The sequence below is a fragment of the Agromyces cucurbitae genome, from assembly GCF_058349945.1.
In genome coordinates, this window is the sequence record NZ_JBYRES010000004.1 from 414607 (window position 1) to 438985 (window position 24379).

At 72.8% G+C, this 24379-nt stretch carries 24 protein-coding genes; 9 read left to right on the top strand and 15 right to left on the bottom strand.

The genetic code is table 11. The features are described from left to right. Positions 1 to 98: 98 nt before the first annotated feature. Positions 99 to 1250: a 5-(carboxyamino)imidazole ribonucleotide synthase gene (locus tag AC3RJ6_RS16450; RefSeq protein WP_491428182.1), complete on the bottom strand. Its 1152-nt coding sequence runs from the start codon at positions 1248 to 1250 to the stop codon at positions 99 to 101. Positions 1251 to 1310: 60 nt separating this feature from the next. On the opposite strand from AC3RJ6_RS16450, the gene AC3RJ6_RS16455 reads away from it, so the two are divergent. After that, positions 1311 to 1964 carry a GtrA family protein gene (locus AC3RJ6_RS16455; RefSeq protein WP_491428183.1) on the top strand — a complete coding sequence of 218 codons (654 nt, stop codon included), beginning with the start codon at positions 1311 to 1313 and terminating at the stop codon, positions 1962 to 1964. On the opposite strand, the gene AC3RJ6_RS16460 is transcribed toward AC3RJ6_RS16455, so the two are convergent. The 3 genes from AC3RJ6_RS16460 to AC3RJ6_RS16470 form a co-directional block, all read right to left on the bottom strand. After that, positions 1922 to 2776, bottom strand: a complete 855-nt coding sequence (locus tag AC3RJ6_RS16460) for a DarT ssDNA thymidine ADP-ribosyltransferase family protein (protein ID WP_491428184.1) — start codon at positions 2774 to 2776, stop codon at positions 1922 to 1924. The two genes, AC3RJ6_RS16455 and AC3RJ6_RS16460, sit on opposite strands and share 43 nt — an antisense overlap. A 66-nt stretch (positions 2777 to 2842) precedes the next feature. Continuing rightward, a complete protein-coding gene (locus AC3RJ6_RS16465; protein ID WP_491428185.1) occupies positions 2843 to 3403 on the bottom strand; it encodes a PH domain-containing protein in 561 nt (186 codons plus the stop codon). A 7-nt stretch (positions 3404 to 3410) separates the two neighbouring features. Further along, positions 3411 to 4283, bottom strand: a complete 873-nt coding sequence (locus tag AC3RJ6_RS16470; protein WP_491428186.1) for a biotin--[acetyl-CoA-carboxylase] ligase — start codon at positions 4281 to 4283, stop codon at positions 3411 to 3413. 147 nt (positions 4284 to 4430) lie between these two features. Between AC3RJ6_RS16470 and AC3RJ6_RS16475 the strand changes: the two genes are divergently transcribed. Both AC3RJ6_RS16475 and AC3RJ6_RS16480 read left to right on the top strand, forming a co-directional pair. After that, a complete protein-coding gene (locus tag AC3RJ6_RS16475) occupies positions 4431 to 6053 on the top strand; it encodes an acyl-CoA carboxylase subunit beta (RefSeq protein WP_491428187.1) in 1623 nt (540 codons plus the stop codon). Positions 6054 to 6064: 11 nt separating this feature from the next. Beyond that, entirely contained in the window at positions 6065 to 6331 is a 267-nt protein-coding gene (locus AC3RJ6_RS16480; RefSeq protein WP_491428188.1) for an acyl-CoA carboxylase epsilon subunit, read from the top strand. 379 nt (positions 6332 to 6710) lie between these two features. On the opposite strand, the gene AC3RJ6_RS16485 is transcribed toward AC3RJ6_RS16480, so the two are convergent. From AC3RJ6_RS16485 to AC3RJ6_RS16500, 4 genes are all read right to left on the bottom strand, one after another. Further along, positions 6711 to 7721 (bottom strand): DUF8320 family protein, encoded by a 1011-nt coding sequence (locus AC3RJ6_RS16485; RefSeq protein WP_491428189.1) that lies wholly within the window; start codon positions 7719 to 7721, stop codon positions 6711 to 6713. Next, positions 7718 to 9007, bottom strand: coding sequence for a sensor histidine kinase (locus AC3RJ6_RS16490; RefSeq protein WP_491428190.1), 1290 nt, complete (start codon positions 9005 to 9007; stop codon positions 7718 to 7720). Before AC3RJ6_RS16490 ends, AC3RJ6_RS16485 begins: the two co-directional genes overlap by 4 nt. Then, positions 8994 to 9671, bottom strand: a complete 678-nt coding sequence (locus AC3RJ6_RS16495) for a response regulator transcription factor (RefSeq protein ID WP_491428191.1) — start codon at positions 9669 to 9671, stop codon at positions 8994 to 8996. Before AC3RJ6_RS16495 ends, AC3RJ6_RS16490 begins: the two co-directional genes overlap by 14 nt. An 87-nt stretch (positions 9672 to 9758) precedes the next feature. Further along, on the bottom strand, positions 9759 to 11123 hold the full coding sequence (locus tag AC3RJ6_RS16500; RefSeq protein ID WP_491428192.1) for a class I SAM-dependent RNA methyltransferase: 1365 nt from the start codon (positions 11121 to 11123) through the stop codon (positions 9759 to 9761). A gap of 45 nt (positions 11124 to 11168) precedes the next feature. On the opposite strand from AC3RJ6_RS16500, the gene AC3RJ6_RS16505 reads away from it, so the two are divergent. The 4 genes from AC3RJ6_RS16505 (at position 11169) to AC3RJ6_RS16520 (ending at position 14570) form a co-directional block, all read left to right on the top strand. Further along, a complete protein-coding gene (locus AC3RJ6_RS16505; RefSeq protein ID WP_491428193.1) occupies positions 11169 to 11810 on the top strand; it encodes a Maf family protein in 642 nt (213 codons plus the stop codon). A gap of 91 nt (positions 11811 to 11901) precedes the next feature. Next, positions 11902 to 13671: an acetyl/propionyl/methylcrotonyl-CoA carboxylase subunit alpha gene (locus tag AC3RJ6_RS16510; RefSeq protein WP_491428194.1), complete on the top strand. Its 1770-nt coding sequence runs from the start codon at positions 11902 to 11904 to the stop codon at positions 13669 to 13671. Between the two features lie 45 nt (positions 13672 to 13716). Continuing rightward, positions 13717 to 14190: a carboxymuconolactone decarboxylase family protein gene (locus AC3RJ6_RS16515; protein WP_491428195.1), complete on the top strand. Its 474-nt coding sequence runs from the start codon at positions 13717 to 13719 to the stop codon at positions 14188 to 14190. Continuing rightward, positions 14187 to 14570: a GNAT family N-acetyltransferase gene (locus AC3RJ6_RS16520; RefSeq protein ID WP_491428196.1), complete on the top strand. Its 384-nt coding sequence runs from the start codon at positions 14187 to 14189 to the stop codon at positions 14568 to 14570. Before AC3RJ6_RS16515 ends, AC3RJ6_RS16520 begins: the two co-directional genes overlap by 4 nt. A 35-nt stretch (positions 14571 to 14605) precedes the next feature. Here AC3RJ6_RS16520 and AC3RJ6_RS16525 read toward each other — a convergent pair whose 3' ends face one another. Further along, the gene (locus tag AC3RJ6_RS16525) at positions 14606 to 16108 is read right to left on the bottom strand and encodes an amino acid permease (RefSeq protein ID WP_491428197.1); all 1503 of its coding nucleotides are present in this window, start codon (positions 16106 to 16108) and stop codon (positions 14606 to 14608) included. Between the two features lie 134 nt (positions 16109 to 16242). Next, positions 16243 to 17673, bottom strand: coding sequence for an NAD(P)H-quinone dehydrogenase (locus AC3RJ6_RS16530; protein ID WP_491428198.1), 1431 nt, complete (start codon positions 17671 to 17673; stop codon positions 16243 to 16245). Between the two features lie 85 nt (positions 17674 to 17758). Here AC3RJ6_RS16530 and AC3RJ6_RS16535 point away from each other — a divergent pair, with 85 nt between their 5' ends. Both AC3RJ6_RS16535 and AC3RJ6_RS16540 read left to right on the top strand, forming a co-directional pair. After that, positions 17759 to 18586: a purine-nucleoside phosphorylase gene (locus AC3RJ6_RS16535; protein ID WP_491428199.1), complete on the top strand. Its 828-nt coding sequence runs from the start codon at positions 17759 to 17761 to the stop codon at positions 18584 to 18586. A 30-nt stretch (positions 18587 to 18616) separates the two neighbouring features. Beyond that, positions 18617 to 20341, top strand: coding sequence for a phospho-sugar mutase (locus AC3RJ6_RS16540; protein ID WP_491428200.1), 1725 nt, complete (start codon positions 18617 to 18619; stop codon positions 20339 to 20341). Positions 20342 to 20618: 277 nt separating this feature from the next. Here AC3RJ6_RS16540 and AC3RJ6_RS16545 read toward each other — a convergent pair whose 3' ends face one another. The 5 genes from AC3RJ6_RS16545 to AC3RJ6_RS16565 form a co-directional block, all read right to left on the bottom strand. Continuing rightward, positions 20619 to 20903, bottom strand: coding sequence for a PTS sugar transporter subunit IIB (locus AC3RJ6_RS16545; RefSeq protein ID WP_491428202.1), 285 nt, complete (start codon positions 20901 to 20903; stop codon positions 20619 to 20621). Continuing rightward, the gene (locus AC3RJ6_RS16550; protein WP_491428203.1) at positions 20900 to 21352 is read right to left on the bottom strand and encodes a PTS sugar transporter subunit IIA; all 453 of its coding nucleotides are present in this window, start codon (positions 21350 to 21352) and stop codon (positions 20900 to 20902) included. Before AC3RJ6_RS16550 ends, AC3RJ6_RS16545 begins: the two co-directional genes overlap by 4 nt. A gap of 67 nt (positions 21353 to 21419) precedes the next feature. Continuing rightward, entirely contained in the window at positions 21420 to 22532 is a 1113-nt protein-coding gene (locus AC3RJ6_RS16555) for an adenosine deaminase (protein WP_491428351.1), read from the bottom strand. Positions 22533 to 22632: 100 nt separating this feature from the next. Continuing rightward, positions 22633 to 23955, bottom strand: a complete 1323-nt coding sequence (locus AC3RJ6_RS16560; RefSeq protein ID WP_491428204.1) for a thymidine phosphorylase — start codon at positions 23953 to 23955, stop codon at positions 22633 to 22635. Continuing rightward, positions 23952 to 24368: a cytidine deaminase gene (locus AC3RJ6_RS16565; protein ID WP_244854905.1), complete on the bottom strand. Its 417-nt coding sequence runs from the start codon at positions 24366 to 24368 to the stop codon at positions 23952 to 23954. The genes AC3RJ6_RS16560 and AC3RJ6_RS16565 overlap by 4 nt, the downstream gene beginning before the upstream one ends. Positions 24369 to 24379: the final 11 nt, after the last annotated feature.

A 24379-nucleotide genomic window follows, 5' to 3' on the forward strand; every position in this document is an offset into this window, starting at 1 on the left:
CGACGCCGACGAGCGGGCTGCTGTTCGTCTCAGTCACTTGATCGAGTGTACGGCCGGGCGCTGGGAGATCACCGCAACGCCCCGCCGCGGGTCACCCGTCAGCCCTGGAAGAACGCCGCCGCCGCCCGCGCCTCGTAGACGACGGCGTCGAGGTCGTCGCCGGTCGCCGTGACGTGGCCGATCTTGCGACCCGGCCGCGGCGCCTTGCCGTAGTTGTGCACCTTCACCGTGGGGTGTCCCGCGAGGGCCTCGGCGTAGCGGTCGGTCAGGGCACCCTCGGCGGGGCCGCCGAGCACGTTGACCATGACCGACCAGTCGTCGCGGCTGCCGGTGGCGCCGAGCGGCAGGTCGAGCACGGCGCGGAGGTGCTGCTCGAACTGCCCGGTCGTCGCCCCGTCCATCGACCAGTGCCCGCTGTTGTGGGGCCGCATCGCGAGTTCGTTCACCAGGATCCGGTCGTCGGTGGTCTCGAAGAGTTCGACCGCGAGCACGCCCGTGACGCCGAGGCCCTCGGCGATCGTGACGGCGACGTCGGCCGCGACGTCGGCGAGCCGGCCCGCCGAGCGCGGCGCGGGGGCGATGACCTCGCTGCAGACCCCGCCGACCTGCACGGTCTCGACGACGGGCCACGCGGCGATCTCACCGCTCGGGCGCCGGGCGACGAGCTGCGCGAGCTCGCGGCGGAAGTCGACGAGCTCCTCGACGAGGAGCGCGCCCTGCCGCCCGTCCTCGACGATGGTCGAGAACCACTCGGCGACCTCGCCCGCGCTGCGCACGACCTTCACGCCCTTGCCGTCGTAGCCGCCGCGCGGCGTCTTCACGACGGCGGCGCCGCCGTGCGCGGCGATGAACGCGTCGAGTTCGTCGACCGTCTCGATGCGCGCCCAGTCGGGCACGGGCAGGCCGAGCTCCGAGAGGCGCTCGCGCATGAGCAGCTTGTCCTGCGCGAATCGCAGCGCGTCGGGGCCGGGGTGCACCGGGATGCCGGCGTCGACCATCGCACGCAGCACGTCCTGCGGCACGTGCTCGTGGTCGAACGTGACGACGTCGACCTCGCGGGCGAACTCGAGCACGGTCGCCGTGTCGGTGTAGTCGCCGACCCGGTCGGCGGCGATCTCGGCCGACATGCCCTCCTGCTCGGCGAGCACGCGCAGCTCGACGCCGAGCTCGATCGCCGCGGGAATCATCATCCGGGCCAGCTGTCCGCCGCCGATCACTCCGACCCGCACTCCGTGCACCCCTGTTCTCATCGTCTCGAGCGCCCGGTCGACGCCCAGTTCAGTCTAGGGCTCGGGGAATAGGATGTGCCGGTGACCACCGTCGCTCCCGATCGCCCGAAGGGCCTCGCCGCCCGCGCCTGGCACGGGCTCATCGCCTACGCGCTGAAGTTCGGCGTCGTCGGCCTCATCGGCCTGGTCATCGACGTCGCGCTCTTCAACGCGCTGCGCCTCGGCATGTTCGGCGCCGACGGCTGGGCGCAGTCGGCGATCGGCGCGAAGACGATCTCGACGAGCGTCGCGATCGTGTTCAACTGGCTCGGCAACCGGTACTGGACCTTCCGCAGGCACCGGCGCCGCAACTACCTGCGCGAGTTCGCGGAGTACGTGGTGGTCTCGCTCGGCGGCATGGCCATCTCGCTCGCGTGCCTCTGGATCAGCCACCACGCGCTCGGGCTCACGAACCTCGTCGCCGACAACATCTCGTCGAACGTCGTCGGCCTGGGGCTCGGCACCGCGTTCCGCTTCGTGCTCTACCGCTACTGGGTGTACGGGCACCACCGGTCCGACGGGCTCTCGCAGGTCGACCGGGTCGAGGAGGCGCAGCGCGCCCTCTTCGAAGAGCCCGATGCCTCGGGGCCGGCGCCGCGCGACGCGGTGCCGCCCGGCCCCGAGGAGGAGTCGGCGCGCCCGGCCGCGGCCGCTCAGCCCTCGTCGACGGCCGTCGGCAGGAACCAGGGCGGGTAGACCGCGACGCGGGCGCGCACGCCCACCGCGGCGAGCGCCGCCCGCACGCGGTCGCGCACCTTCTCGTTGGCGACGGCGATGAGCGCGATGCGCTCGAGCGGCACCTCGCCACGCACGAGCAGCTCGGCGGTCGCGAGACGTGCGGTCTCGTCGTCGTGGGCGAGGCGGCGCAGCAGCCGCTCGACGTCGCCCCACTCGACCACGACGTCCGCGCCCGGCAGCGAGGCATCCGTCGCGCTCGCCGCGATCGTGCCGGGTGCCGTCAGCGCCCCGCGGGCGGCGGCGACGGATCCGACGAGCATGACGTGGTCGGCGGCCGACCGCTCGACCGCCTCCGCGTTCAGCCGGGGATCGGGCGTGCCCGTGCGCACGGCGTCCCACACGAGGGCGTCGGGCGTGAGCAGGAACGGCACGTAGTCGGCGAGCACCGCGTCGGTGCCGGCCACGGGTGCACTCCGACGGAACTCGCGGACCGCGGGCGCCGCGAGGTCGACCACGGGGTTCGCGCCGGCCGCGTCGGGCACGATGGCACCCGAGCCGAGGATCCGCGCGAGGTTGTCGATGTGGGTGACGTGGTAGATGCGCATCGTGCCGACGTCGACCGGCGGCGTGGTGAGCGAGCGTGCCGGCGATGCCGGCCGGGCGGGTCGCGCCGCGTCCGCCGTGGCGGTGCGCGTCGAGTGCGTCGCGGTGCGCGCGTGCTCACGCGTCGAGCCGCGCACGGGCGCCGTGACCACGGGTTCTGCCTGCTTCGGCGGGAAGCAGATGGCGCAGAGCCCGTCGTCGAAACCGTGGATGCATTCGTCGGCCAATGGGAACCCTTCATCGATCGTCTCGCGCTCGGGGGCGCGCGAGAACCGACCGACAACTTTACGCGCTCAGCGGCCGCCCCACGCCACGGTGTCGCCGTCGAGCGGCACGGGCGACGCCGGCGCCGCGCCGAGCGGCCCCCGGTGCGCGGCCTCCATGAGCTCGTGGAGCGCCGACTGCACGAGTTGCGGCTTCGGCAGGTCGCCGAGCACGACCGGTTCGTCCTGCCCGACGTCGATGCGCACGTCGCCCGACCCGAACATGCTCTGGCCCGGCGTCTTGCGCACCGTGACCTCGCGCACCCGGGCGTGCGCGACCTCGTGGCGCACCCGCACGAAGACGCCGCGGCGCATGATGATGCGCCGGGTGGTGATCGTCGTGCGGCCGGTGAGCCACGCGAGGTACGGCAGCACGCAGCCGAGCACGACGAGGAGCAGCGCGCCCGCGCCGACCGCGATCAGCTGCCACGACTCGTCGACGAGTCCGACGGCGTAGCCCGTCCCTGCGGCGACCACGAGGAGGACGAGCACCGGCAGGATGAGGACCCGTGCATGACGACGCAGCCGCGCGACGACCTGCTCGGTCGGAGCGGTCGGCGCAGCCGTCACCGGCGCGGCGGCTCTCGTCATACGCCCATTAATAGCGCAGGTGGGTCACGTCGCCGGCGGCGACAGACCACGGCTCGCCGTTCTCGCGGTCGATCACCACGAGGCGGCCGTCGGCGTCGAGCCGCTCGGCCCGCCCGAGCAGCTCGCGGTCGCCCGGGAGCTCGACGCGCACCTCGGCGCCGATCGTGCCGCAGAGGTCGGCGACCCGCCGGTCGACACCGGCCGCCGCGGCGTCGGCGCCCGCCCGGCAGAAGTCGTCGAACATCGCGAGGAACCGCCCCAGGTAGTCGGCGAGCACGGCGTCGCCGTCGGGGCGAACGCCGGTGGCGAGCAGGAGGGACGTCGACGTGAGGGTCGGCAGGTCGTGCTCGTCGAGCGTCAGGTTGAGGCCGGCGCCGACGATGACGGCGGGCGGCCGGTCGTCGGTCGCGGGCACGAGCTCCGAGAGGATGCCGCAGATCTTGTAGTCCGACACGAGCACGTCGTTGGGCCACTTGAGCTCGACCGACACCCCGCCCGAGCGGTCGTCGGCGTCGTGCTCGGGGTCGCGCGATGCGGCGACCGCCGCCGCGGCGTCGACCGCGCCCCGCACCGCCTCGGTCATCGCGGCGCCGGCGATGAGCGGGATCCACCCGTAGGCGTCGGGCGGGAACGCCGCACCCCCCGGCAGCTCGGGACGCAGCAGCAGCGAGATCGCGAGCGTCTTGCCGGTCGGCGCGAGCCAGGTGCGGCCGAGCCGGCCGCGGCCCTTCGTCTGGTCGTCGGTCACGATGACCGAGCCGTGCGGCCAGCCCGCGGCATCCTCGCCCGTGGCCGCCGTGCGCAGCTCGTCGTTCGTCGACCCCGCCGAGGCGAGGAACTCGAAGCGCGGCACGGCCGCGCGCGATCGCTCCCAGTCCATGACACTCACCCTAGCCACGCGCGGGCGGGCCGCTCCCGGCGCGTCGGGCCGCCCGGCACCGGCCACGATCGATCGACCGCCGGGCTTTGTACGAAGTCGGGCAACTCGCGCACGGATTTGTAGGAAACCGTCAACGAAGTCGGCCGGATGCTCGCCGGTAGAGTGAACGACGTGACCGAATCGACTGACGGCCCCGACCTCTCCACGACCGCCGGCAAGCTCGCCGACCTCAAGCTGCGCTATCACGAAGCGGTGACCGCGTCGGGCGAGGCCGCGATCGAGAAGCAGCACGCCAAGGGCAAGATGACCGCGCGCGAGCGCATCGCCGAGCTCCTCGACCCGGGCTCGTTCGTCGAGTTCGACGAGTTCGTGCGCCACCGCACCCACGCCTTCGGCATGGACGCCAAGCGCCCCTACGGCGACTCGGTCGTCATCGGCACGGGCACGATCCACGGCCGCCAGGTCGCCGTGTACTCGCAGGACTTCACGATCTTCGGCGGCTCGCTCGGCGAGGTCGCGGGCGAGAAGATCATCAAGATCATGGAGCACGCCATCAAGGTCGGCGTGCCGATCATCGGCATCCTCGACTCGGGCGGCGCGCGCATCCAGGAGGGCGTCGTCGCGCTCGGCAAGTACGGCGAGATCTTCCGCCGCAACACGCAGGCCTCCGGCGTCATCCCGCAGATCTCGATCATCTGCGGCCCCGCCGCGGGCGGCGCGGTCTACTCCCCCGCCCTCACCGACTTCGTGATCATGGTCGACAAGACGAGCCAGATGTTCGTCACCGGCCCCGACGTCATCAAGACCGTGACCGGCGAGGACGTCGGCATGGAGGAGCTCGGCGGCGCGCTGACCCACAACACCGTCTCGGGCGTCGCGCACTACCTCGCGAGCGACGAGTCCGACGCGCTCGACTACGCCCGCACGCTCGTCTCGTTCCTGCCCGACAACAACATGACCGACGCGCCGGTGTACGACTCCGAGGTCGAGCTCGAGATCACCGACGACGACAAGCGGCTCAACACGATCATCCCCGACTCGCCGAACCAGCCGTACGACATGCACACCGTCATCGAGGGCATCGTCGACCACGGCGACTTCCTCGAGGTGCAGCCGCTGTACGCGCCCAACATCGTGGTCGGCTTCGCCCGCGTGGAGGGCCGCACGGTCGGCATCATCGCGAACCAGCCCTCGCAGATGGCGGGCACCCTGAACATCGCCGCGGGCGAGAAGGCGTCGCGCTTCGTGCGCTTCTGCGACGCGTTCTCGATCCCGATCCTCACGCTCGTCGACGTGCCCGGCTACCTGCCCGGCACCGACCAGGAGTGGACGGGCGTCATCCGCCGCGGCGCGAAGCTGCTCTACGCGTACGCCGAGGCGACCGTGCCGCTCGTCACGGTCATCACGCGCAAGGCCTACGGCGGCGCCTACATCGTCATGGGCTCGAAGCAGCTCGGCGCCGACATCAACCTCGCCTGGCCCACCGCCGAGATCGCGGTCATGGGCGGCCAGGGCGCCGTCAACATCCTCTACCGGGGTGAGATCAAGCGGGCGGAAGAGGCGGGCGAAGACGTCGCGGCCGTCCGCACGAAGCTCGCGAACGAGTACACCTACAACGTCGCCTCGCCGTTCCTCGCCGCCGAGCGCGGCGAGCTCGACGGCGTCATCGAGCCGGCCGCGACGCGCGTCGCGGTCGTGAAGGCGCTGCGCGCGCTCCGCACGAAGCGGGCCAGCCTTCCCTCGAAGAAGCACGGCAACATCCCGCTGTAAGGGCTGCGACGATGAACGACATGGATGCCTCGGGCGGGACGACCGCCGACCAGGGTGCCGACCCCCGCGCCGCGGACCTCCGGATCCTCACCCCCGTGACCGACGAGGAGGCCGCCGCCGTCACCGCGGTGCTCCTCGCCGCCGTCGACGCCGAGGCGGCCGGCGACGCGCAGGCCGCCGAGGCCGACCCCGGCCGCAACCCGTGGGTTCGATCGAGCCGGGCGTTCCGCACGCCCGTCGAGGTCGGCCCCGGCCGCTGGGTGCGGTCGCTCCGCTGACCCTCGTGTACCCCGATGCGGCCGCCGCTCATCGATGCGGTGCCGCACGGCCGCGCGACCGCGCGGTCCGGGGCGCACCGCACAGGGGGGACAGGGGTGTCCCCCGAAATGCTGACTGGTGTCGGGGTTGCACATCGTGGAGTATTGATGTGCAGGCTCCACTGGAGCCGCCACAGTCATCGGTCGGGTAACCGATGACCTGTTGGGGGCGAGCCAGGGCGATATTCGGGTTGTCGCCGTGGCTCGGGCTTGAGGGGGACCGATCGAGGATCGGTCCCCCTCCTTCATGCCCGGGGTCATCGCCCGCCGATCAGGTCCGGGGTCGTCGCATCCGGCCGACGGCGCGGCACGACTCCGCCGCCGCTCCGACGCGGTGGGCTCAGGTGCGCGGAATCTCGAGCCAGAGCTCGACGTCGAGGTCGTCGGTGTCCCCCGGAACCGCGCCCGCATCGCCGCCCTCGACGAGGCCGACGACGGTCACGGCCGTGGGCGAGCCCTCTGCCGCCGTACGGGCGATGATGCGGTCGGCGTTCGACGCGGCGATCGCCTCGGCCAGCTGCGAGAGCACCCGATCCCGGGCGGCCTCGTCGAGGTCGTCGATGCCGCCCTCGTCGAGCAGGGTGACGTCGATGCCGCGCTGCCGGGCCCGGTGCACCTCGACGCGGACGGCGTCGGTGAGCAGCATCCGCCCCCGGATCTCGTCGCGGACCGTGGCCTCGAGCAGTCGGCACTCCGCGCGCTGCTGCTCGCTCAGCCGGCCGTCGAGGTCGGCGATGCGGCGCAGCATGGGCGCCGCCACTCGGTTCGTGTGCGCGAGGCGCATGCGGCCCTCGAAGAGATGCGCGTCCTGGGCTGCCTGCCAGGCCGCCGCCTCCCGCTCGGCCTGCGCGTAGCGGCGGGTCTCGCGACCGGCGCTCGCGAGCGCGCTCGTCAGCATGTGCGCGATCGCGACCCAGACGATGCTGCCGATGACGCCGAGCGATCCGAGCGCGAGCGGACCCGCCCAGATGACCGTCTGCACGGCGAGCGCGATGACGCCCAGCCAGGCCGTGACGAGCCTGCGACGGGCCGCGGCGATCGTCATGAGCGTTCCGACCGCCGCCACGTACCAGGTCGCGTAGCCGTTGTCGACCGCGGGGTTCAGCTGACCGGTGACGAGCACCGGGACGACGAGGCTGACGGCGAGGTCGAAGGCCGCGAGCCAGTCGGGCATCCGGATCCGGCGGGCCGGCCAGAGGCTCATGATCGTCGCGGCCGCGTACAGCACGAGCGCCGCCGCGGCGGGCCACGGCGACGCGGGCACCCCGATCGAGTAGATGCCGAGCACCACGTGGTAGGCGGAGAAGAGGGCGCCGAGCACGAGGAGCAGCCAGCGCGGAATGGTGATCACGTGTCGACCTCCTCGCCGTCGACGGGCGTGCCGCCGAGCCGGCCGGCCTCGGCGCGCGGCACCTGCCCGGCACCAGCCGGCCACGCCAGCGTCACCGTCGTGCCATGGCCCGGCTGGGAGGCGATGTCGGCGCTCCCGCCGACGTTCGACATCCGTTCCTCGATCGAGACCCGGAGTCCGAGGCGCACCGCGGGCACCGAGGCGAGGTCGAACCCGACCCCGTTGTCGGAGACCTCGATGACGCAGCCGCCCGCCCGCACCCCGCGGATCCGGATGTCGCGGCGCACGCGGCGCCCCGGTTCGCCGGCATGCTGCAGGCTGTTGACCATCGCCTGCACCGAGGCCGTGTAGAGGGCGTCGATCGCCTCGACCGGCAGCTCGACGCCCGCCGCGTTCACGACCCGCACCGTGAACGGCGTCGTGAACGTCGTGAGCGCGGCACGGAGCCGGCGCACGAGGACGGCGAGTCCGACCCGGTCGAGCGCACGCGGACCCGTCGCGCCGGCCTCGTCGAGTCGGTGCAGCGCGTCGCGCGCCATCCTGGCCGCGAGCTGCTGCTCACCGGGCGTCGTCGCCGCGGCGGCCGACAGCAGCGTGGTGAGCACGGAGTCGTGCACGAGCGCGTCGACCTTGACGCGCTCGGCCTCGGTCGCGTGCTGCCGCGCCGCGAGATCGTACCGTTCGAGCGCCGCCTCCTGCGCGTTGTCGACGGCCTCGGCGGCCTCGCGCAGCATCGTGACGATCGCGAGCACGACGACGCCCAGCACCATCGCGTACACGGCGTCGAGCACCGCGAGCAGGGGCGGCGCCTCACCACCCGACGGGGTGATCCTGATGACGCCGTAGATCGCCGGGACGACGAAGGTGTACGCGGCCGCCCAGACGGGCGGCAGGGCCACGACCGCCGCCGTCGTCGCGACCGTGCACAGGTAGTACAGCCACGGGGCCGCGCCGTCGAGTGCCGCCGGGTCGGTGACGAGCAGGGGCCACACGACGAGCGCGACGGCGTAGAGCCCCGCGAAGACGAGGCACGCCGCGCGAACAGCCTGCTTCGCGACGGTCGCCACGGCGAGCGCGGCGATCGCGCCGTACAGCCCCGCCATGAGCGCCGCCCCCGACCCGCGGCCGAGCGCATCGGCCTGCGAGAGCGCGAGCGGCACCGTCTGCGCACCGAACACGAGCCCGAAGAGCCCGAGGGCCCGCGCGACGATCGTCTCGACCTGGGCCCTCGTCACGGTGGCGCGGCGCCGCGCGAGGCGGGGCACCCGCCATTCAGGCGCGGGCATCTCCGCCGTCGGAATCGAGCCCGGGCAGGATGCCGTCCTCGACCGCCCGACGCAGCAGGTCGACCTTCGTGGGCGCGGGGCGACCGACCTCGACGTACTTGGCGCGGATGCGGTCGAGGTACTCGCGCGCCGTCGAATGCGCGATGCCGAGCTGTATGGCGACGGCCTTGAGCGGGAGACCCGACGCGTAGAGGTGCAGCACATCGCGCTCGCGGCGGCCGAGCTGCGCCTTCGCGAAGTCGCGATCGGCTTCGATGGCGCTCGCCCACTCGACGTTGTTGAGCACGCCGCCGCCGGCGACGGTCGCGATCGCGGCGATGACCGCCGACATCGGCGAGGCCTTCGGGATGACGCCCGCGGCACCCGCGGCGAGCGACTCGCGCACCGCGGCGACCCGGTCGGCGATCGAGTGCACGAGCACCGCGCTGCCGGTGCGCAGCACCGCTCGCACGTTCTCGGTCACGGTCGTGCCGTCGCCGAGCGAGAGGTCGAGCACGACGACGTCGCACGGGCGCCCGTCGATGACGGGGATGAGGCTCGCGACGTCGGCGGTGTCGGCCACGACGACGTACCCCGCCGCCTCGCACGCAGCGCGGAGGCCGAGCCGCACGGCCTCGTGGTCGTCGACGATCGCCACGGTCGCCTGATGCGCGCCGTCTGCCACGAGGTCCCCCTTCTCGTCGGTTACGGGCTCGGAGTCCACGATAGCGCTCGGCGGCGCCCCCGCCTCGACGTGCGGCGACGCGGCGGGCTACTCGCCGGCCCTCAGCCGCGCGACGGCCTCCACGTGGTGGGTGTTCGGGAAGAGGTCGAACGCGCGCACCTCGTCGAGCACGTAGCCGTGCTCGCGCAGCAGGCCGATGTCTCGGGCGAGCGCGACCGGGTCGCAGGCGACGTAGACGAGCTGGCGCGGGCGCAGTTCGGCGAGGCGGTCGACGACCTGCCGCCCGGCGCCCGAGCGGGGCGGGTCGAGCACGATCGTCGCGGCGCGCAGCCGGTCGCGCTCGGCGCGGCCCGCGGTGGCGACGAGCTCGTCGAGGTAGCGGTCGACCCGGGCGGTGAGCGCGCGGGCGCCGACCCAGTCGGCGAGGTTCGCGCCGGCGTGCTCGGTGGCGCGGGCGTCGGACTCGACGGAGGTGATGCGCACGGTCTCGCCGAAGCGATCGCCGACCGCCGCCGCGAGCAGGCCGACCCCGCCGTAGAGATCGTGATTGGCCGCGCGCGGGTCGAAGAGCTCGGCGTCGACGGCCTGCTGCACCGCGGCCGTCAGGGTCGCGGCCGAGCCGCGATGGACCTGCCAGAAGCCGTCGCGGTCGAGCTGGAAGACCCGGTCGCCGACCTGCTCCTCGATGCGCTGGCGCCGGCCGCCGCGCGGCGACTCGCCCGCGTCGACGACGACCCAGGGGTTGCCGAGCGAGGGCGCGAGGAGGTCGACGGCCCGAGCGCCCGCGAACCGCTCGCCGAGCGGGGCGAGCGGCGCGAGCTCGGGCACCGCGAGCGGCACGCTGGTGACGGGGACGACCCGGTGGCTGCGGGCCGCATAGGGACCGACCCGCCCGTCGGCGTCGACCTGCAGCCGCAGCCGCGTTCGCCACCCGGTGCCGAGCTCCGTATCGGCGCCGGGCGCGAGCTCGGGGTCGACGGCTTCGACCTCGACCGCCCGCTCGACGCCGCCGAAGCGTGCGAGCGCGTCCACGAGGACCTCGGACTTCAGGGCCCGCTGGCGCGTCATCGCGATGTGGCCGAACTCGGCGCCGCCGGCTCGGTGCTCGGGGGCGCGGTCGACGCCGGCCTCGGCCCACGGGTGGTCGCGCCGGTCGGGCGAGGCGTCGAGCACCTCGATCGTCTCGGCCCGCCAGAACTTGGCCTTGCCGCTGTCGCTGACCCGCGCGCGCACCCGCTCGCCGGGGATGGCGTCGGCCACGAAGACGACCCGTCCCTCGTGCCGCGCGACGGCGACGCCGCCGTGGGCGATGCGCTCGACGTCGAGCTCGAGCACGGGTCCGTCGAGCCGGGGCTCCGCAGGAGCGGGGCGCGGCGCGCGGGGCGCGGCGGTCGCGGACTTCGACGTGCGACGGCGCGTGCGGTCGTTGCGTCGACGATCGGGGTTCACCATGGTTCGAGCATTCCACAGCCGCCTGACCGCGGGCAGGATGGAGGGATGCGCCTCTACCTCGCCTCGACCTCGCCCGCCCGCCTGCAGACCCTGCGTTCGGCGGGTATCGAGCCGATCGCGGTGCCGCCGGGCGTCGACGAGGAGGCCGCCGTCGCAGCCCGCGAGGCCGTCGACGGACCGCTCGCGGCGCCCGACATGGTGCAGCTGCTCGCCCGGGCGAAGGCCGAGGCGCTCGTCGGCGCCGAACCCGACGGCGAGCCGATCGACGGGCTCATCCTCGGCGGCGACTCGGCCTTCCTCACGGGCGGCGCGATCCACGGCAAGCCGCACACGCCCGAGGTGGCGAAGGCGCGCTGGCTCGCCCAGAACGGCGGCCACGGCGACCTGTGGAGCGGCCACTGGCTCATCGACCACCGGGGCGGTCGCGTGCACGGCGCCGTCGGGCGGGCGGACGTCGCGACGGTGCGCTTCGCGGCGCTCGACGAGGCGGAGATCGACGCCTACGTCGCCTCGGGCGAGCCGCTCCTCGTCGCCGGCGCGTTCACGGTCGACTCGCTCGGCGGGCCGTTCATCCGCCGCGTCGAGGGCGATCCGTCGACGGTCGTCGGCCTCTCGCTGTCGACCCTGCGCGATCTCGTGCGCGAACTCGGTGTCGACTGGACGTCGCTCTGGAATCGCCGAGCCTGACGCGTCGATTGTCGGCTGCCGCAAGAGACTTCCGTTCATTTTGTGGAGGTCGCCCAAAGTCGTGGCGGCCTCGCGCAATAGGCTGGGGTTCATGCCGCGCATCACCAAGGTCCTCATCGCCAACCGTGGAGAGATCGCCGTCCGCGTCATCCGCGCCGCCCGCGACGCCGGCATCGGCTCGGTCGCCGTGTACGCCGACCAGGACCGCGACGCCCGTCACGTCAAGCTCGCCGACGAGGCGTACGCCCTCGACGGCACGACGAGCGCCGACACCTACCTCGTCATCGACAAGATCCTCTCCGTCGCACGCCGCTCGGGCGCCGACGCCGTGCACCCCGGCTACGGCTTCCTCGCCGAGAACCCCGACTTCGCCCGCGCGGTCATCGCGGCCGGCCTCATCTGGATCGGCCCGTCGCCCGAGGCGATCGAACGCCTCGGCGACAAGGTCTCGGCCCGGCACGTGGCCGAGAAGGTGGGCGCGCCGCTCGCGCCGGGCACGCTCAACCCCGTGGCGGATGCCTCGGAGGTGCTCGACTTCGTCGACGTGCACGGCCTCCCCGTCGCCATCAAGGCGGCGTTCGGCGGCGGCGGCCGCGGCCTCAAGGTCGCCCGCACCCGCGAGGAGGTGCCCGAGCTCTTCGACTCGGCCACCCGTGAGGCGGTCGCGGCGTTCGGGCGCGGCGAGTGCTTCGTCGAGAAGTACCTCGACAAGCCGCGCCACGTCGAGACCCAGTGCCTGGCCGACCAGCACGGCAACGTCGTCGTGGTGTCGACCCGCGACTGCTCGCTGCAGCGCCGGCACCAGAAGCTCGTCGAGGAGGCGCCCGCACCGTTCCTCACCGACGCCCAGGTCGAGGCGCTGTACAGCTCCTCGAAGGCGATCCTCAAGGAGGTCGGCTACGTCGGCGCCGGCACGTGCGAGTTCCTCATCGGACAGGACGGCACGGTCTCCTTCCTCGAGGTCAACACCCGCCTGCAGGTCGAGCACCCGGTCTCCGAGGAGGTCACGGGCCTCGACCTCGTGCGCGAGCAGTTCCGGCTGGCCGAGGGCGGCGTGCTCGATTACCCCGACCCGACGACGACCGGCCACTCGATCGAGTTCCGCATCAACGGCGAAGACCCGGGCCGCAACTTCCTCCCCGCGCCGGGCCCGATCCACCAGCTCCGCTTCCCGGGCGGCCCCGGCGTGCGCGTCGACTCGGGCGTCACGAGCGGCGACGAGATCTCGGGCGCCTTCGACTCGCTCCTCGCGAAGCTCATCGTCACCGGCCGTGACCGCAAGGACGCGCTCGAACGCGCCCGCCGCGCCCTCGACGAGTTCGAGGTCGCCGGCCTCCCGACCGTGCTGCCGTTCCACCGCGACATCGTCGACAACCCGGCCTTCGCCCCCGCCGACGACCAGCCGTTCTCGGTGTACACGCGCTGGATCGAGACCGAGTACGACAACACGCTCGAGCCGTGGTCGGGCGAGCTCGAGGAGACGAGCGGACCCGCAGCGCGCACGAGCGTCGTCGTCGAGGTCGCCGGCCGTCGCATCGACGTCAGCCTGCCGAAGCGACTCGCCGGCGGGGCATCCTTCTCGCACACCGCAGGCCCGGCGCCGCGCCGCCGCAGCGGCTCGCACGCCGTCGACACGGGCACCGGCGACGCCGTGAAGGCGCCCATGCAGGCGACGGTCGTCAAGGTCGCCGTCGCCGAGGGCGACAAGGTCGTCAAGGGCGATCTCGTGCTCGTGCTCGAGGCGATGAAGATGGAGCAGCCCATCGTCGCCCACAAGGACGGCGTCATCGGCGGCATCAACGCCGAGCCCGGCGCGACCGTCTCGAGCGGGCACCTGCTGCTCTCGATCGCCGACGCGTAGACTGCCCCGAACGGCCGGCGGCCGTTCGCGAGAGGAGCCCGCACGATGCGTCCGTACCTCGACAAGGCCGGTCCGGCCTCGTGGCGGGCGGCGTCCGCCTACTCGGACGTCGTCGCGCGCGAGGCCGCCGAACTCGGCCTCTCGGCCGAGGAGATCGAGTTCATCAAGGTCCGCGCCTCCCAGCTGAACGGCTGCGCGTTCTGCCTCGACCTGCACTCGAGGCAGGCCAGGGCCGCCGGGATTCCGCAGCAGCTGCTCGACCTGCTGCCGGCATGGCGGGAGAGCGACCGCTACTCCGCGAGGCAGGAGGCGGTGCTCGCCGTCGCGGAGGCCGCGACCCGGATGCCGCTGACGGACGACTCCCAGGCCGACCTCGCCGCCGCCCGGCACGTGCTCGGCGAGTCGGCCTTCGTCGCCGCCGAGTGGGTGGCCGCGACGATCAACCTCTTCAACCGGATCTCGATCCTCAGCGAGCACCCCGTCCGCCCCCGCGACGCCGAGGGGAAGGTGCGCGCATGAGGCAGGAGCGGTTCACCGTCGAGGACCGTCCGGACGAGTCGCGCTACGTGCTGCTCGACCACGGCGACGCCGCCGAGCCGGGCACCGGCGACGATGCGCGCGAGGCCGCCGTCGTCGGCGAGGAGCAGTACGTCGACGTCGACCGTGCCGGCGTCGTCGAACGGGTCCTCATCCATACCGGGATCTCGGAGGAGTACGCCGGCCAGGGGCTCGCCTCGCGGCTCGTTCGCGCCGTCGTCGACGACGTGATCGCGAACGGCCGCAAGATCGTGCCCGTCTGCCCGTACGTGCGGGCGTGGCTGCCGAAGCATCCCGAGTACGACGCCCACGTCGTACCGCGCCGCCCCGAGCACCTCGAGGCGATCCGCACCCGCGGCTGATCCGCGCGTGAAGGGCCGTCGGTGCTCGGCCGCTCTCAGGTGCCCTGCGCGGTCGGCAGTTCGACCTCGCTCACGCGCTCGCCCGCGAGGCGCGAGCGGCGACGACCGTACAGCAGGTAGATGACGACGCCGAGCGCGAGCCAGACGAGGAACCGCACCCACGTGAGCGTCGTGAGGTTGAGCATGAGCCATACGCAGAGGGCCGCCGAGAGGATCGGCAGCACCGGCGACCACGGCACGGTGAACCCGCGCGGCAGGTCGGGCCGCGTCCGGCGCAGCACGACGATGCCCACCGACACGAGCACGAACGCCGAGAGCGTGCCGATGTTGATCATCTCCTCGAGGAGCCCGACATCGGTGAACGCCGCGACGAGCGCGACGACCGTGCCGCCGATGATCTGGATGCGTGCGGGCGTCTTCGTGTGCTCGGTGGTCTTCGACAGCCAGCGCGGCAGCAGTCCGTCGCGGCTCATCGCGAAGACGATGCGCGAGAGCCCCAGCAGCAGCACCATGATGACGGTCGTGAGGCCCGCGAGCGCGCCGAGCGAGATGACGGCCGACGCCCAGTCCTGCCCGACGAGCCGGAACGCCGTCGCGAGCGACGGATTCTCCTCGGCCGCGAGCTCGGTGTACGGCACCATGCCGGTCATCACGATCGAGACGAGCACGTAGAGCAGCGTGACGATGCCGAGCCCGAGGAAGATGCCGCGCGGCAGTCGCTTCTGCGGCTCCCGCACCTCCTCGGCGCTCGTGGCGACCACGTCGAACCCGATGAAGGCGAAGAAGACGAGGGATGCCGCGGCCAGCATGCCGAACACGCCGTACTGCGCCGGCGCCGCACCCGTCATCCAGGCGAACAGCGACTGCGTCCAGGCATCCCCCGCACCGCCCTCGGTGGGCACCGGCTCGGGGATGAAGGGCGTGAAGTTGGCCGCCTGCACGAAGAAGAACCCGACCACGATGACGAACAGCACGATCGCGACCTTGATGAGGGTGAAGACCGCGCCGACCCGGGCGGTGAGCTTCGTGCCCGCGACGAGCAGCACGGTGAACACCGCGACGATCAGGAACGCGGGCCAGCTCACCTCGAGGCCGCCGATCGTGAACGTCGCCGGGAACGGCACGCCGAACGCGAGCAGCGCCTCCGAGAGGTAGACGCCCCAGTACTTCGCGAGCACGGCCGCCGCCGTGAACATCTCGAGGATGAGGTCCCAGCCGATGATCCAGGCGAGCAGCTCGCCCATCGTCGCGTAGGTGAAGGTATAGGCGCTGCCGGCGACCGGCACCGTCGAGGCGAACTCGGCGTAGCACATGATCGCGAGGCCGCACGTGATGGCCGCGAGCACGAACGAGAGGATGACGCTCGGGCCGGCGAAGTTCGCCGCCGCCTGCGCCCCGACCGAGAAGATGCCCGCGCCGACGGCGACTGCGATGCCCATGAGGGCGAGGTCCCACGTGCCGAGCGAGCGTCGCAGGCTCCGGGACTCGTCGACCGAGTCGGCGATCGAGGCCTCGACCGATTTCACGCGCAGATTCATCGCTCCCCCAAGCCGTCGGTGCGCCGCGGCCGCGACGCTGCGTGTGACCCAGCGTACGCCCGCGGCCCGTCGCGGCGCCGGTGCGGATGCGCGCGGCGGCCGTACGCGGACGCGTCAGCGCACGTCAGCGCACGTCAGCGCACGACGTGCATGGCGCGTGCGGCGTCGGTGAGCGAGCCCGACAGCGACGGGTACACCGGGAACGCCTCGGCGAACTGGTCGACCGTGAGCCGGTGCTCGACGGCGAGGGCGAGCGGGAAGATGAGCTCCGACGCCTTCGGGGCGACGATCACACCGCCGATGATCGAGCCCGAGCCGCTCGACGCGAAGAGCTTCACGAAGCCCTCGCGGATGCCCATCATCTTCGCCCGCGGGTTCGACGAGAGCGGCAGCTTGTAGACGACGCCGGGCACGACGCCCTCCTCGATCTCCTTCTCGGTCCAGCCGACCGTCGCGATCTCGGGCTGGGTGAAGATGTTCGAGGTGATGTTGCGGTTCTCGGGCGGGTTCACGACGTCGCCCATCGCGTGGAACACGGCCGTGCGCCCCTGCATCGAGGCGACCGAGGCGAGCGGCATGAACGTCGTGCAGTCGCCGGCGGCGTAGATGTTCGGCATCGACGTGCGCGCGACGCGGTTGACCCGGATGTGGCCCGACTCGGCGAGCTGCACGCCCGCCTGCTCGAGGCCGAGGTCGCGCGTGTTCGGCACCGAGCCGACGGCCATGAGGCAGTGCGAGCCGTGCACCTGGCGGCCGTCGGAGAGGGTCGCGACGACCCCGTCGCCCTCGCGCACGACCGACTCGGCCCGCGACTTGTTGAGCACCTTCATGCCGTTGCGCTTGAACACCTTCTCGATGACGGACGCCGCATCGGCGTCTTCGCCGGGCAGCACCTGGTCGCGGCTCGAGATCAGGGTGACCTTCGCCCCCAGCGCCCGGTACGCCGACGCGAACTCGGCACCCGTGACGCCCGACCCGACGACGATGAGGTGCTCGGGCACCTGCTCGAGCTGGTAGAGCTGGGTCCACGTGAGGATGCGCTCGCCGTCGGGCACCGCGCTGGGCAGCACACGCGGGGTCGCCCCGACCGAGAGCACGAGCGTGTCGGCCTCGATGCGGTCGAAGTCGGTGCCGCCCTTCGCGGTCGCGACGATCACGGCGTTGGGTCCGTCGAGCCGGCCTTCGCCCTGCACGAGATGCACGCCCGCCTCGAGCAGGTTCGAGCGCATGTCCTCCGACTGCTGGGCGGCGAGCCCGAGCAGCCGCTTGTTCACGGCGGCGAGGTTGATCGCGACCTGCGGCTTGACGGCCTTCTCGGCCTCGCCCTTGGCGTAGAACTGCACGCCGAGGTCGGCGGCCTCCTTCACGGCGTTGGATGCCTCCGCCGTGGCGATGAGGGACTTCGACGGCACGACGTCGGTGAGCACGGCCGAGCCGCCCACGCCCGCGCGCTCGATCAGGGTGACCTCGGCGCCCAGCTGTGCTGCGGCGAGTGCCGCCTCGTAGCCGCCGGGCCCCCCTCCGAGGACGGCGATCCGTTGCGTGCGCTCGAACTCGTAGGCCATGCTCATATTCTGTCAGTTCCCCGTGCCCGCCCAGCACATGAGCAGGCCCGTGCCCGATGCATCCCCCGCGCTCTAGAGTGGTGGGATGCACGATGCCAACCCGCTCGACGCGCCCTCAGCAGACCCGTTCGCCATCGCCCGCGAGGCCGCGGACCAGATCGCCGCCCTGACCGGCGTCGAGCGGCACGACATCGCCCTCACCCTCGGTTCGGGCTGGGGCAAGGCCGCCGAGCTCATCGGCGAGACGACCCACACGATCGCCGCGACCGACGTTCCCGGCTTCTCGAAGCCCGCCGTCGAGGGCCACGTCGGCACGCTCCGGTCGGTGTTGCTGCCGACGGGCAAGCGCGCGCTCGTCATCGGCGCCCGCACGCACTACTACGAGCGCCACGGCGTGCGCCGCGTCGTGCACTCCGTGCGCACCGCCGCCGCGACCGGCGCGACGACGATGATCCTCACGAACGGTGCCGGCGGCATCAAGGAGACGTGGAAGCCCGGCACGCCCGTGCTCATCAGCGACCACATCAACCTCACGGCCGACTCGCCGCTCGAGGGGGCGACGTTCGTCGACCTCACCGACCTCTACTCGCAGCGGCTGCGCGACCTCGCGCACTCGATCGACCCGACCCTCGACGAGGGCGTCTACTGCCAGTTCACCGGGCCGCACTACGAGACCCCCGCCGAGGTGCAGATGGCGAAGGCCATCGGCGGCCACATCGTCGGCATGTCGACGGCGCTCGAGGCGATCGCCGCCCGCCAGGCGGGCATGGAGGTGCTCGGCATGTCGCTCATCACGAACCTCGCCGCCGGCATCCAGCAGACGCCGCTCAGCCACCAGGAGGTCATCGAGGCCGGCCAGGCCGCCGAGCCCGTGATCAGCGCCCTGCTCGCGAAGATCGTCGCCTCGCTGTAGGCCGGCGGAGAACCGGAAGGACGACGACGGATGTCGCACGAACTCGATTCCCGCGACGCCGAGCGCGTCGCCCTCGCCGAGGCCTGGATCGCGCAGGACCCCGACCCCGAGACCCGGGCCGAGCTCGCCGCGATCGTCGAGGCCGTGCGTGGCGGCGATGCGTCGGCCGCGGCCGACCTCGCCGACCGCTTCGACTCCCGGCTCGCCTTCGGCACGGCGGGCCTCCGCGGCGAGATCGCGGCCGGCCCGAACCGCATGAACCGCGTGCTCGTCGCGCAGGCCGCCGCGGGCCTCGCCGCGTACCTCGTCGAGCGGGCCGAGCCCGGCACGGCCCCGTCGGTCGTGATCGGCTACGACGGGCGCAAGAACTCCGACGTCTTCGCGCGCGACTCGGCCGAGATCTTCGCCGGCGCCGGTGTGCGCGCCGTGCTGCTGCCGCGCCTCCTGCCGACGCCCGTGCTCGCGTTCGCGGTGCGCCACCTGGGCACCTCGGCCGGCGTCATGGTGACCGCCTCGCACAATCCGCCGAACGACAACGGCTACAAGGTCTACCTCGGCGGCACGAACCATGGCTCCCAGATCGTCGCCCCCGCCGACGCCGAGATCGCAGCGCACATCCTGCAGGTCGCCTCGTCGACGGGCGTCGGCGACCTGCCGCGCGGCGAGTTCGAGACGGCGCCCGAGTCGGTCGTCGACGAGTACGTCCGGCAGACGGCCGCGAGCGCCGCCCCCGGCACGCCCGCCGCCCAGCCCCGCGTCGTCTACACGGCGATGCACGGCGTCGGCTGGGAGACCGCCGCCCGCGTGCTCGAGACCGCCGGCTTCGACGCCCCCACCCTCGTCGAGGCGCAGATCGCGCCCGACGCGGCGTTCCCGACCGTGTCGTTCCCGAACCCCGAGGAGCCGGGCGCGATGGACCTGTCGTTCGAGCGCGCCCGCGCCGTCGACGCCGAACTCGTCGTCGCGAACGACCCCGATGCCGACCGGCTGGCGATCGCGATCCCCGATGCGTCGGCGCCCGACGGCGCCGGCTACCGTCGGCTGACGGGCAACGAGGTGGGGCTCACCCTGGGCTGGCTCGCCGCGCGCCGCGCCGCCGACGCGGCGACCGGGGAGGGTGGGCCGAACGGCTCGCTCGCGTGCTCGATCGTCTCCTCCCCCGGACTCGAGGCCGTCGCCCGAGCCTACGGGCTCGACTTCGAGGCGACGCTGACGGGCTTCAAGTGGATCTCACGTGCACCGGGCCTCGTCTTCGGCTTCGAGGAGGCGCTCGGCTACCTCGTGAACCCCGGGGTCGTTCGCGACAAGGACGGCATCTCGGCCGCGCTCGCGTTCCTCTCGCTCGCCGCGGAGCTGAAGGCGGCGGGCAGGACGATCGCCGACCACCTCGACGAGTTCGTCGAGAAGTTCGGCTGCCACGCGTCGGGTCAGGTGTCGATCCGCGTCACCGATCTCTCGCGCATCGGCGCCGTCATGGCGCGGCTGCGCGCCGAGCCGCCCGCATCGGTCGGCGGCATCCGGGTCGAGCGCATCGAAGACCTGGCCGACGGATTCGGCGACCTGCCCCCGTCCGACGTGCTGCGCATCGTGCTCGAGGGCGGCGCGCGGGTGATGGTGCGCCCGAGCGGCACGGAGCCGAAGCTCAAGGTCTACCTCGACGCGGTGTCGGAGCTGGGATCCGTCGCCGAGCGCCGCGCCGCCGCGACGGCGACGATCGCCGCCCTCGAGGCCGGCATGCGCGAGCTCGTGGCCTGAGCTCGGGGCACGTGGCGCACGAACCTCGGCGTTCGTGCGCTTCGATGATCTTCGGCGAGACAGCAGTCGTCGCCCGAGAGTGGGCGACGACTGCACCCTCGGTGCGTCTCGCACGCGAGTACGCCGCCCCGCTGCGTCGAACGTGCAGTCGTCGCCCGGCGCACGGGCGACGACTGCACTCTCGGCGGGGGGGGTGGCGCTGCGGACACCAGGCGCCGCGACGCCACGCGCGCGGCACCTGCCGGCGAGCGGGAACGACGTGCGCGGCCGGGATGCCTCAGCCGAGCGAACGCTCGAGCAGGCGCGTGATCTCGTCGACGTCGAAGTAGTTCACGACCTCGACGACCTCGGTGAAGCTGCGGCCGATCGCGTCGCGCACGGCGTCGGCGAGCTCGGTCGACGTCAGGATGACCTGCGCGTCGGCCGCCGCCACGGCGACGCCCGCGAGGTCGCTCGCATCGACGTCGGCCGAGAGTTCGAGCCGTTCGAGCGCACGCTCGGCGTTCACCTTGAGGATCGCCGAGGTGCCGATGCCGGCGCCGCAGACGGCGATGATCTTCACGCCGCCGCCTCGAGCCCGAGCAGGTCGCGCACCGCTGCGGCGTCGCCCGCGCGAGCGATGCGGCCGACCGCGCCGGGGTCGTTGAACACGTTCGCGAGCGTCGCGACCGAGGCCACGTGATCTTCGGCATTCGAGACCGCGAGCCCGACCACGACCCGCACGGGGTCGTTGTGCGGGTGGCCGAACGGCACGGGCTCGGCGAGGGTCACCACGGCGATGCCCTCGCGCCGCACGTCGGGCCCGGGCCGGGCGTGCGCGAGCGCGAGGCCGGGGGCGATCACGACGTACGCGCCGAACTCCTCGATCACGGCGACCATGCGGTCGGCGTACTCGGCGCGCGTCGAACCCGATCGGGTGAGCGCGCGGCCGGCCTCGCGGACGGCGGCTCGCCAATCGGGCGCGTGCGCGCCGATGACGACGGCGTCGTCGGGGAGCGGGGGGAGGTTCATCTCGGGTCCGTTCGGGGCGGCGGGCGGAACGGCGGTGGCTCGTGGCGACCGGCCGTGGGGCGCGTCGTCAGGCTTCGTCGAAGCCGTCTTGGATGAGCTCGGCGAGCTCGTCGCGGTCGTCGAGCGGCAGGAACGCGGCGGCCGCCGCGTTGAGCTGGAAGGTCTCGAGGTCGTCGAGGTCGTAGCCGAACGCGTCGCTGAGCAGCGAGAGCTCGCGGGTGAGGCTCGTGCCCGACTGCAGCCGGTTGTCGGTGTTCACCGTCACCCGGAAGCCCAGCTGGTACAGCAGGTCGAACGGGTGGTCGATGAGCTCGTCGCCCCACGCGGCGATGGCGCCGGTCTGCAGGTTCGACGACGGGCTCGTCTCGAGCGCGATCTCGCGGTCGCGCACCCACTGGGCGACCGGGCCGAGCGACACGTAGGTGTTCTCGTCGTCCTGGCGCTCGATCACGAGGTCTTCGGCGAGACGCACGCCGTGCCCGAGACGGAGGGCGCGCCCGTCGAACAGGGCGCTGCGGATCGACTCGAGGCCGTCGGCCTCGCCGGCGTGCACCGTGACGGGCATGAACCGGCTCGCAAGGTAGTCGAAGGCGGTGCGGTGCCGGCTCGCCGGGAAACCGGCCTCGGCACCCGCGATGTCGAAGCCGACCACGCCGCGGTCGCGGTGGCGCACGGCGAGCTCGGCGATCTCGAGACCCCGGTCGGCGTGCCGCATCGCGGTGACGAGCTGACCGGTGCGGATCGTGCTGCCCTGGTGCCGCACGTCGTCGGCGCCCTGCTCGAGGCCCGCCTGCACGGCCTCGACCGCCTCGTCGAGCGTGAGCCCGCGAGTGAGGTGCTGCTCGGGCGCCCAGCGGATCTCGCCGTAGACGACGCCGTCGGCCGCGAGGTCTTGCACGAACTCGCGCGCCACGCGCGCGAGGCCGGCGCGGGTCTGCATGACCGCCGTCGTGAGGTCGAAGGTCTTCAGGTACTCGACCAGCGAGCCCGAGTTCGACTGGTCGGTGAACCACGTCGCGAGCGAATCGGCGTCGGCCGCGGGCACCTCGAGGCCGATCTCGTCGGCGAGCTCGATGAGCGTCTGCGGGCGCAGCCCGCCGTCGAGGTGGTCGTGCAGCGAGATCTTCGGCAGCGCCTGGATGTTCGTGCCGTCGCCTTCGAGGCGGTATTCGGTCGGAATCGTGTTCACGAGACAACGATAGCGGCGCGGCTGCCGCGAAGTCTCGGCAATCTCGAAGCTCTGAGCCGCACGCGCTGCGCTACGCGGTCGCCGACGCGACTCAGCGCCCGATGCGGTCGGCGATGAGCGGCCCGCCGTTCTCGACGGGGTCGCCCTCGTCGCCGATGCGCCAGGCGCCCTCGACGGCCGCGAGCGCCCGCTCGAAGCGGGCAGGCTCGTCGGCGTGCAGGGTGAAGAGCGGCTGGCCGGCCCGCACGGCGTCGCCGGGCTTCGCGTGCAGGTCGATGCCCGCCGCGTGGTGCACCGGGTCCTCCTTGCGCGCACGGCCCGCGCCGAGGCGCCAGGCGGCGATGCCGAACGGCAGCGCCTCCTGCGCGACGAGCACGCCGTCGCGGTCGGCGGTGACGACGTGCTGCTCCTTGGCGACGGGCAGCGGCGCGTCGGGGTCGCCGCCCTGCGCCTCGATCGAGCGGCGCCACGTGTCCATGGCCCGGCCGTCGTCGAGCGCGGCCTCGACGTCGTCGCCGTCTCGGCCCGCGAGCTCGAGCATCTCGCGGGCGAGGGCGATCGTCAGCTCGCGCACGTCGGCGGGGCCGCCGCCGGCGAGCACCTCGACCGACTCGCGCACCTCGTTGGCGTTGCCGATCGTGAGGCCGAGCGGCACGTTCATGTTCGTGAGGAGCGCGCTCGTGGCGACCCCCGCGTCCTCGCCGAGCTCGACCATCGTGCGCGCGAGCTCGCGCGAGCGCTCGATGTCCTGCAGGAACGCACCCGACCCGAACTTCACGTCGAGCACGAGCGCGCCCGTGCCCTCGGCGATCTTCTTCGACATGATCGACGAGGCGATGAGCGGGATCGCCTCGACCGTGCCCGTGATGTCGCGCAGCGCGTAGAGCTTCTTGTCGGCCGGGGCGAGGCCGGCGCCCGCGGCGCAGATCACGCCGCCGACGTCGCGCAGCTGGGCGAACATCTCGTCGTTCGTGAGGTCGGCGCGCCAGCCGGGGATCGATTCGAGCTTGTCGAGCGTGCCGCCCGTGTGCCCGAGGCCGCGACCCGAGAGCTGCGGTACGGCGACGCCGAAGGTCGCCACGAGGGGCATGAGCGGCAGCGTGATCTTGTCGCCGACGCCGCCCGTGGAGTGCTTGTCGCTCGTCGGCTTGCCGAGCCCCGAGAAGTCCATGCGCTCGCCCGACGCGATCATCGCCATCGTCATGTCGCGGATCTCGCGGCGCGTCATGCCGTTGAGGAAGATCGCCATCGTCATCGCCGACATCTGCTCGTCGGCGACGTACCCGCGCGTGTAGGCGTCGACGAGCCAGGCGATCTCGTCGCTCGTGAGCTCGCGGCGGTCGCGCTTGGCACGGATGAGGTCGACGGCGTCGAAGGGCTCGATGGCGGTTGCGGCGCCGGCGGCGTCGGTCATGATTCTCCTCGGAATTCTGCGAGCTGGCGCGGCCCGAACGCGTCGGGCAGCACTTCGTCGATGGTCTTGAAGCCGGAGACGGTGTCGAGCACCATCCCCTCGGCGGAGTGCTCGTAGAGCAGTTGGCGGCACCGGCCGCAGGGCATGAGCGTCGCGCCGTGGCCGTCGACGCACGTGAAGGCGACGAGCTTGCCGCCGCCCGACATCACGAGCGCCGACACGAGCGAGCACTCGGCGCACAGCGTCACCCCGTAGGAGGCGTTCTCGACGTTGCATCCGCTCACGATGCGGCCGTCGTCGACGACCGCCGCCGCGCCCACCGGGAACTCGGAGTACGGCACGTAGGCCTTCGCCATGGCCTCGCGTGCGCGTTCGCGCAGGTCGGCCCAGTCGATCACGTCGGTGGCGGTCATGCGCTCCCCCG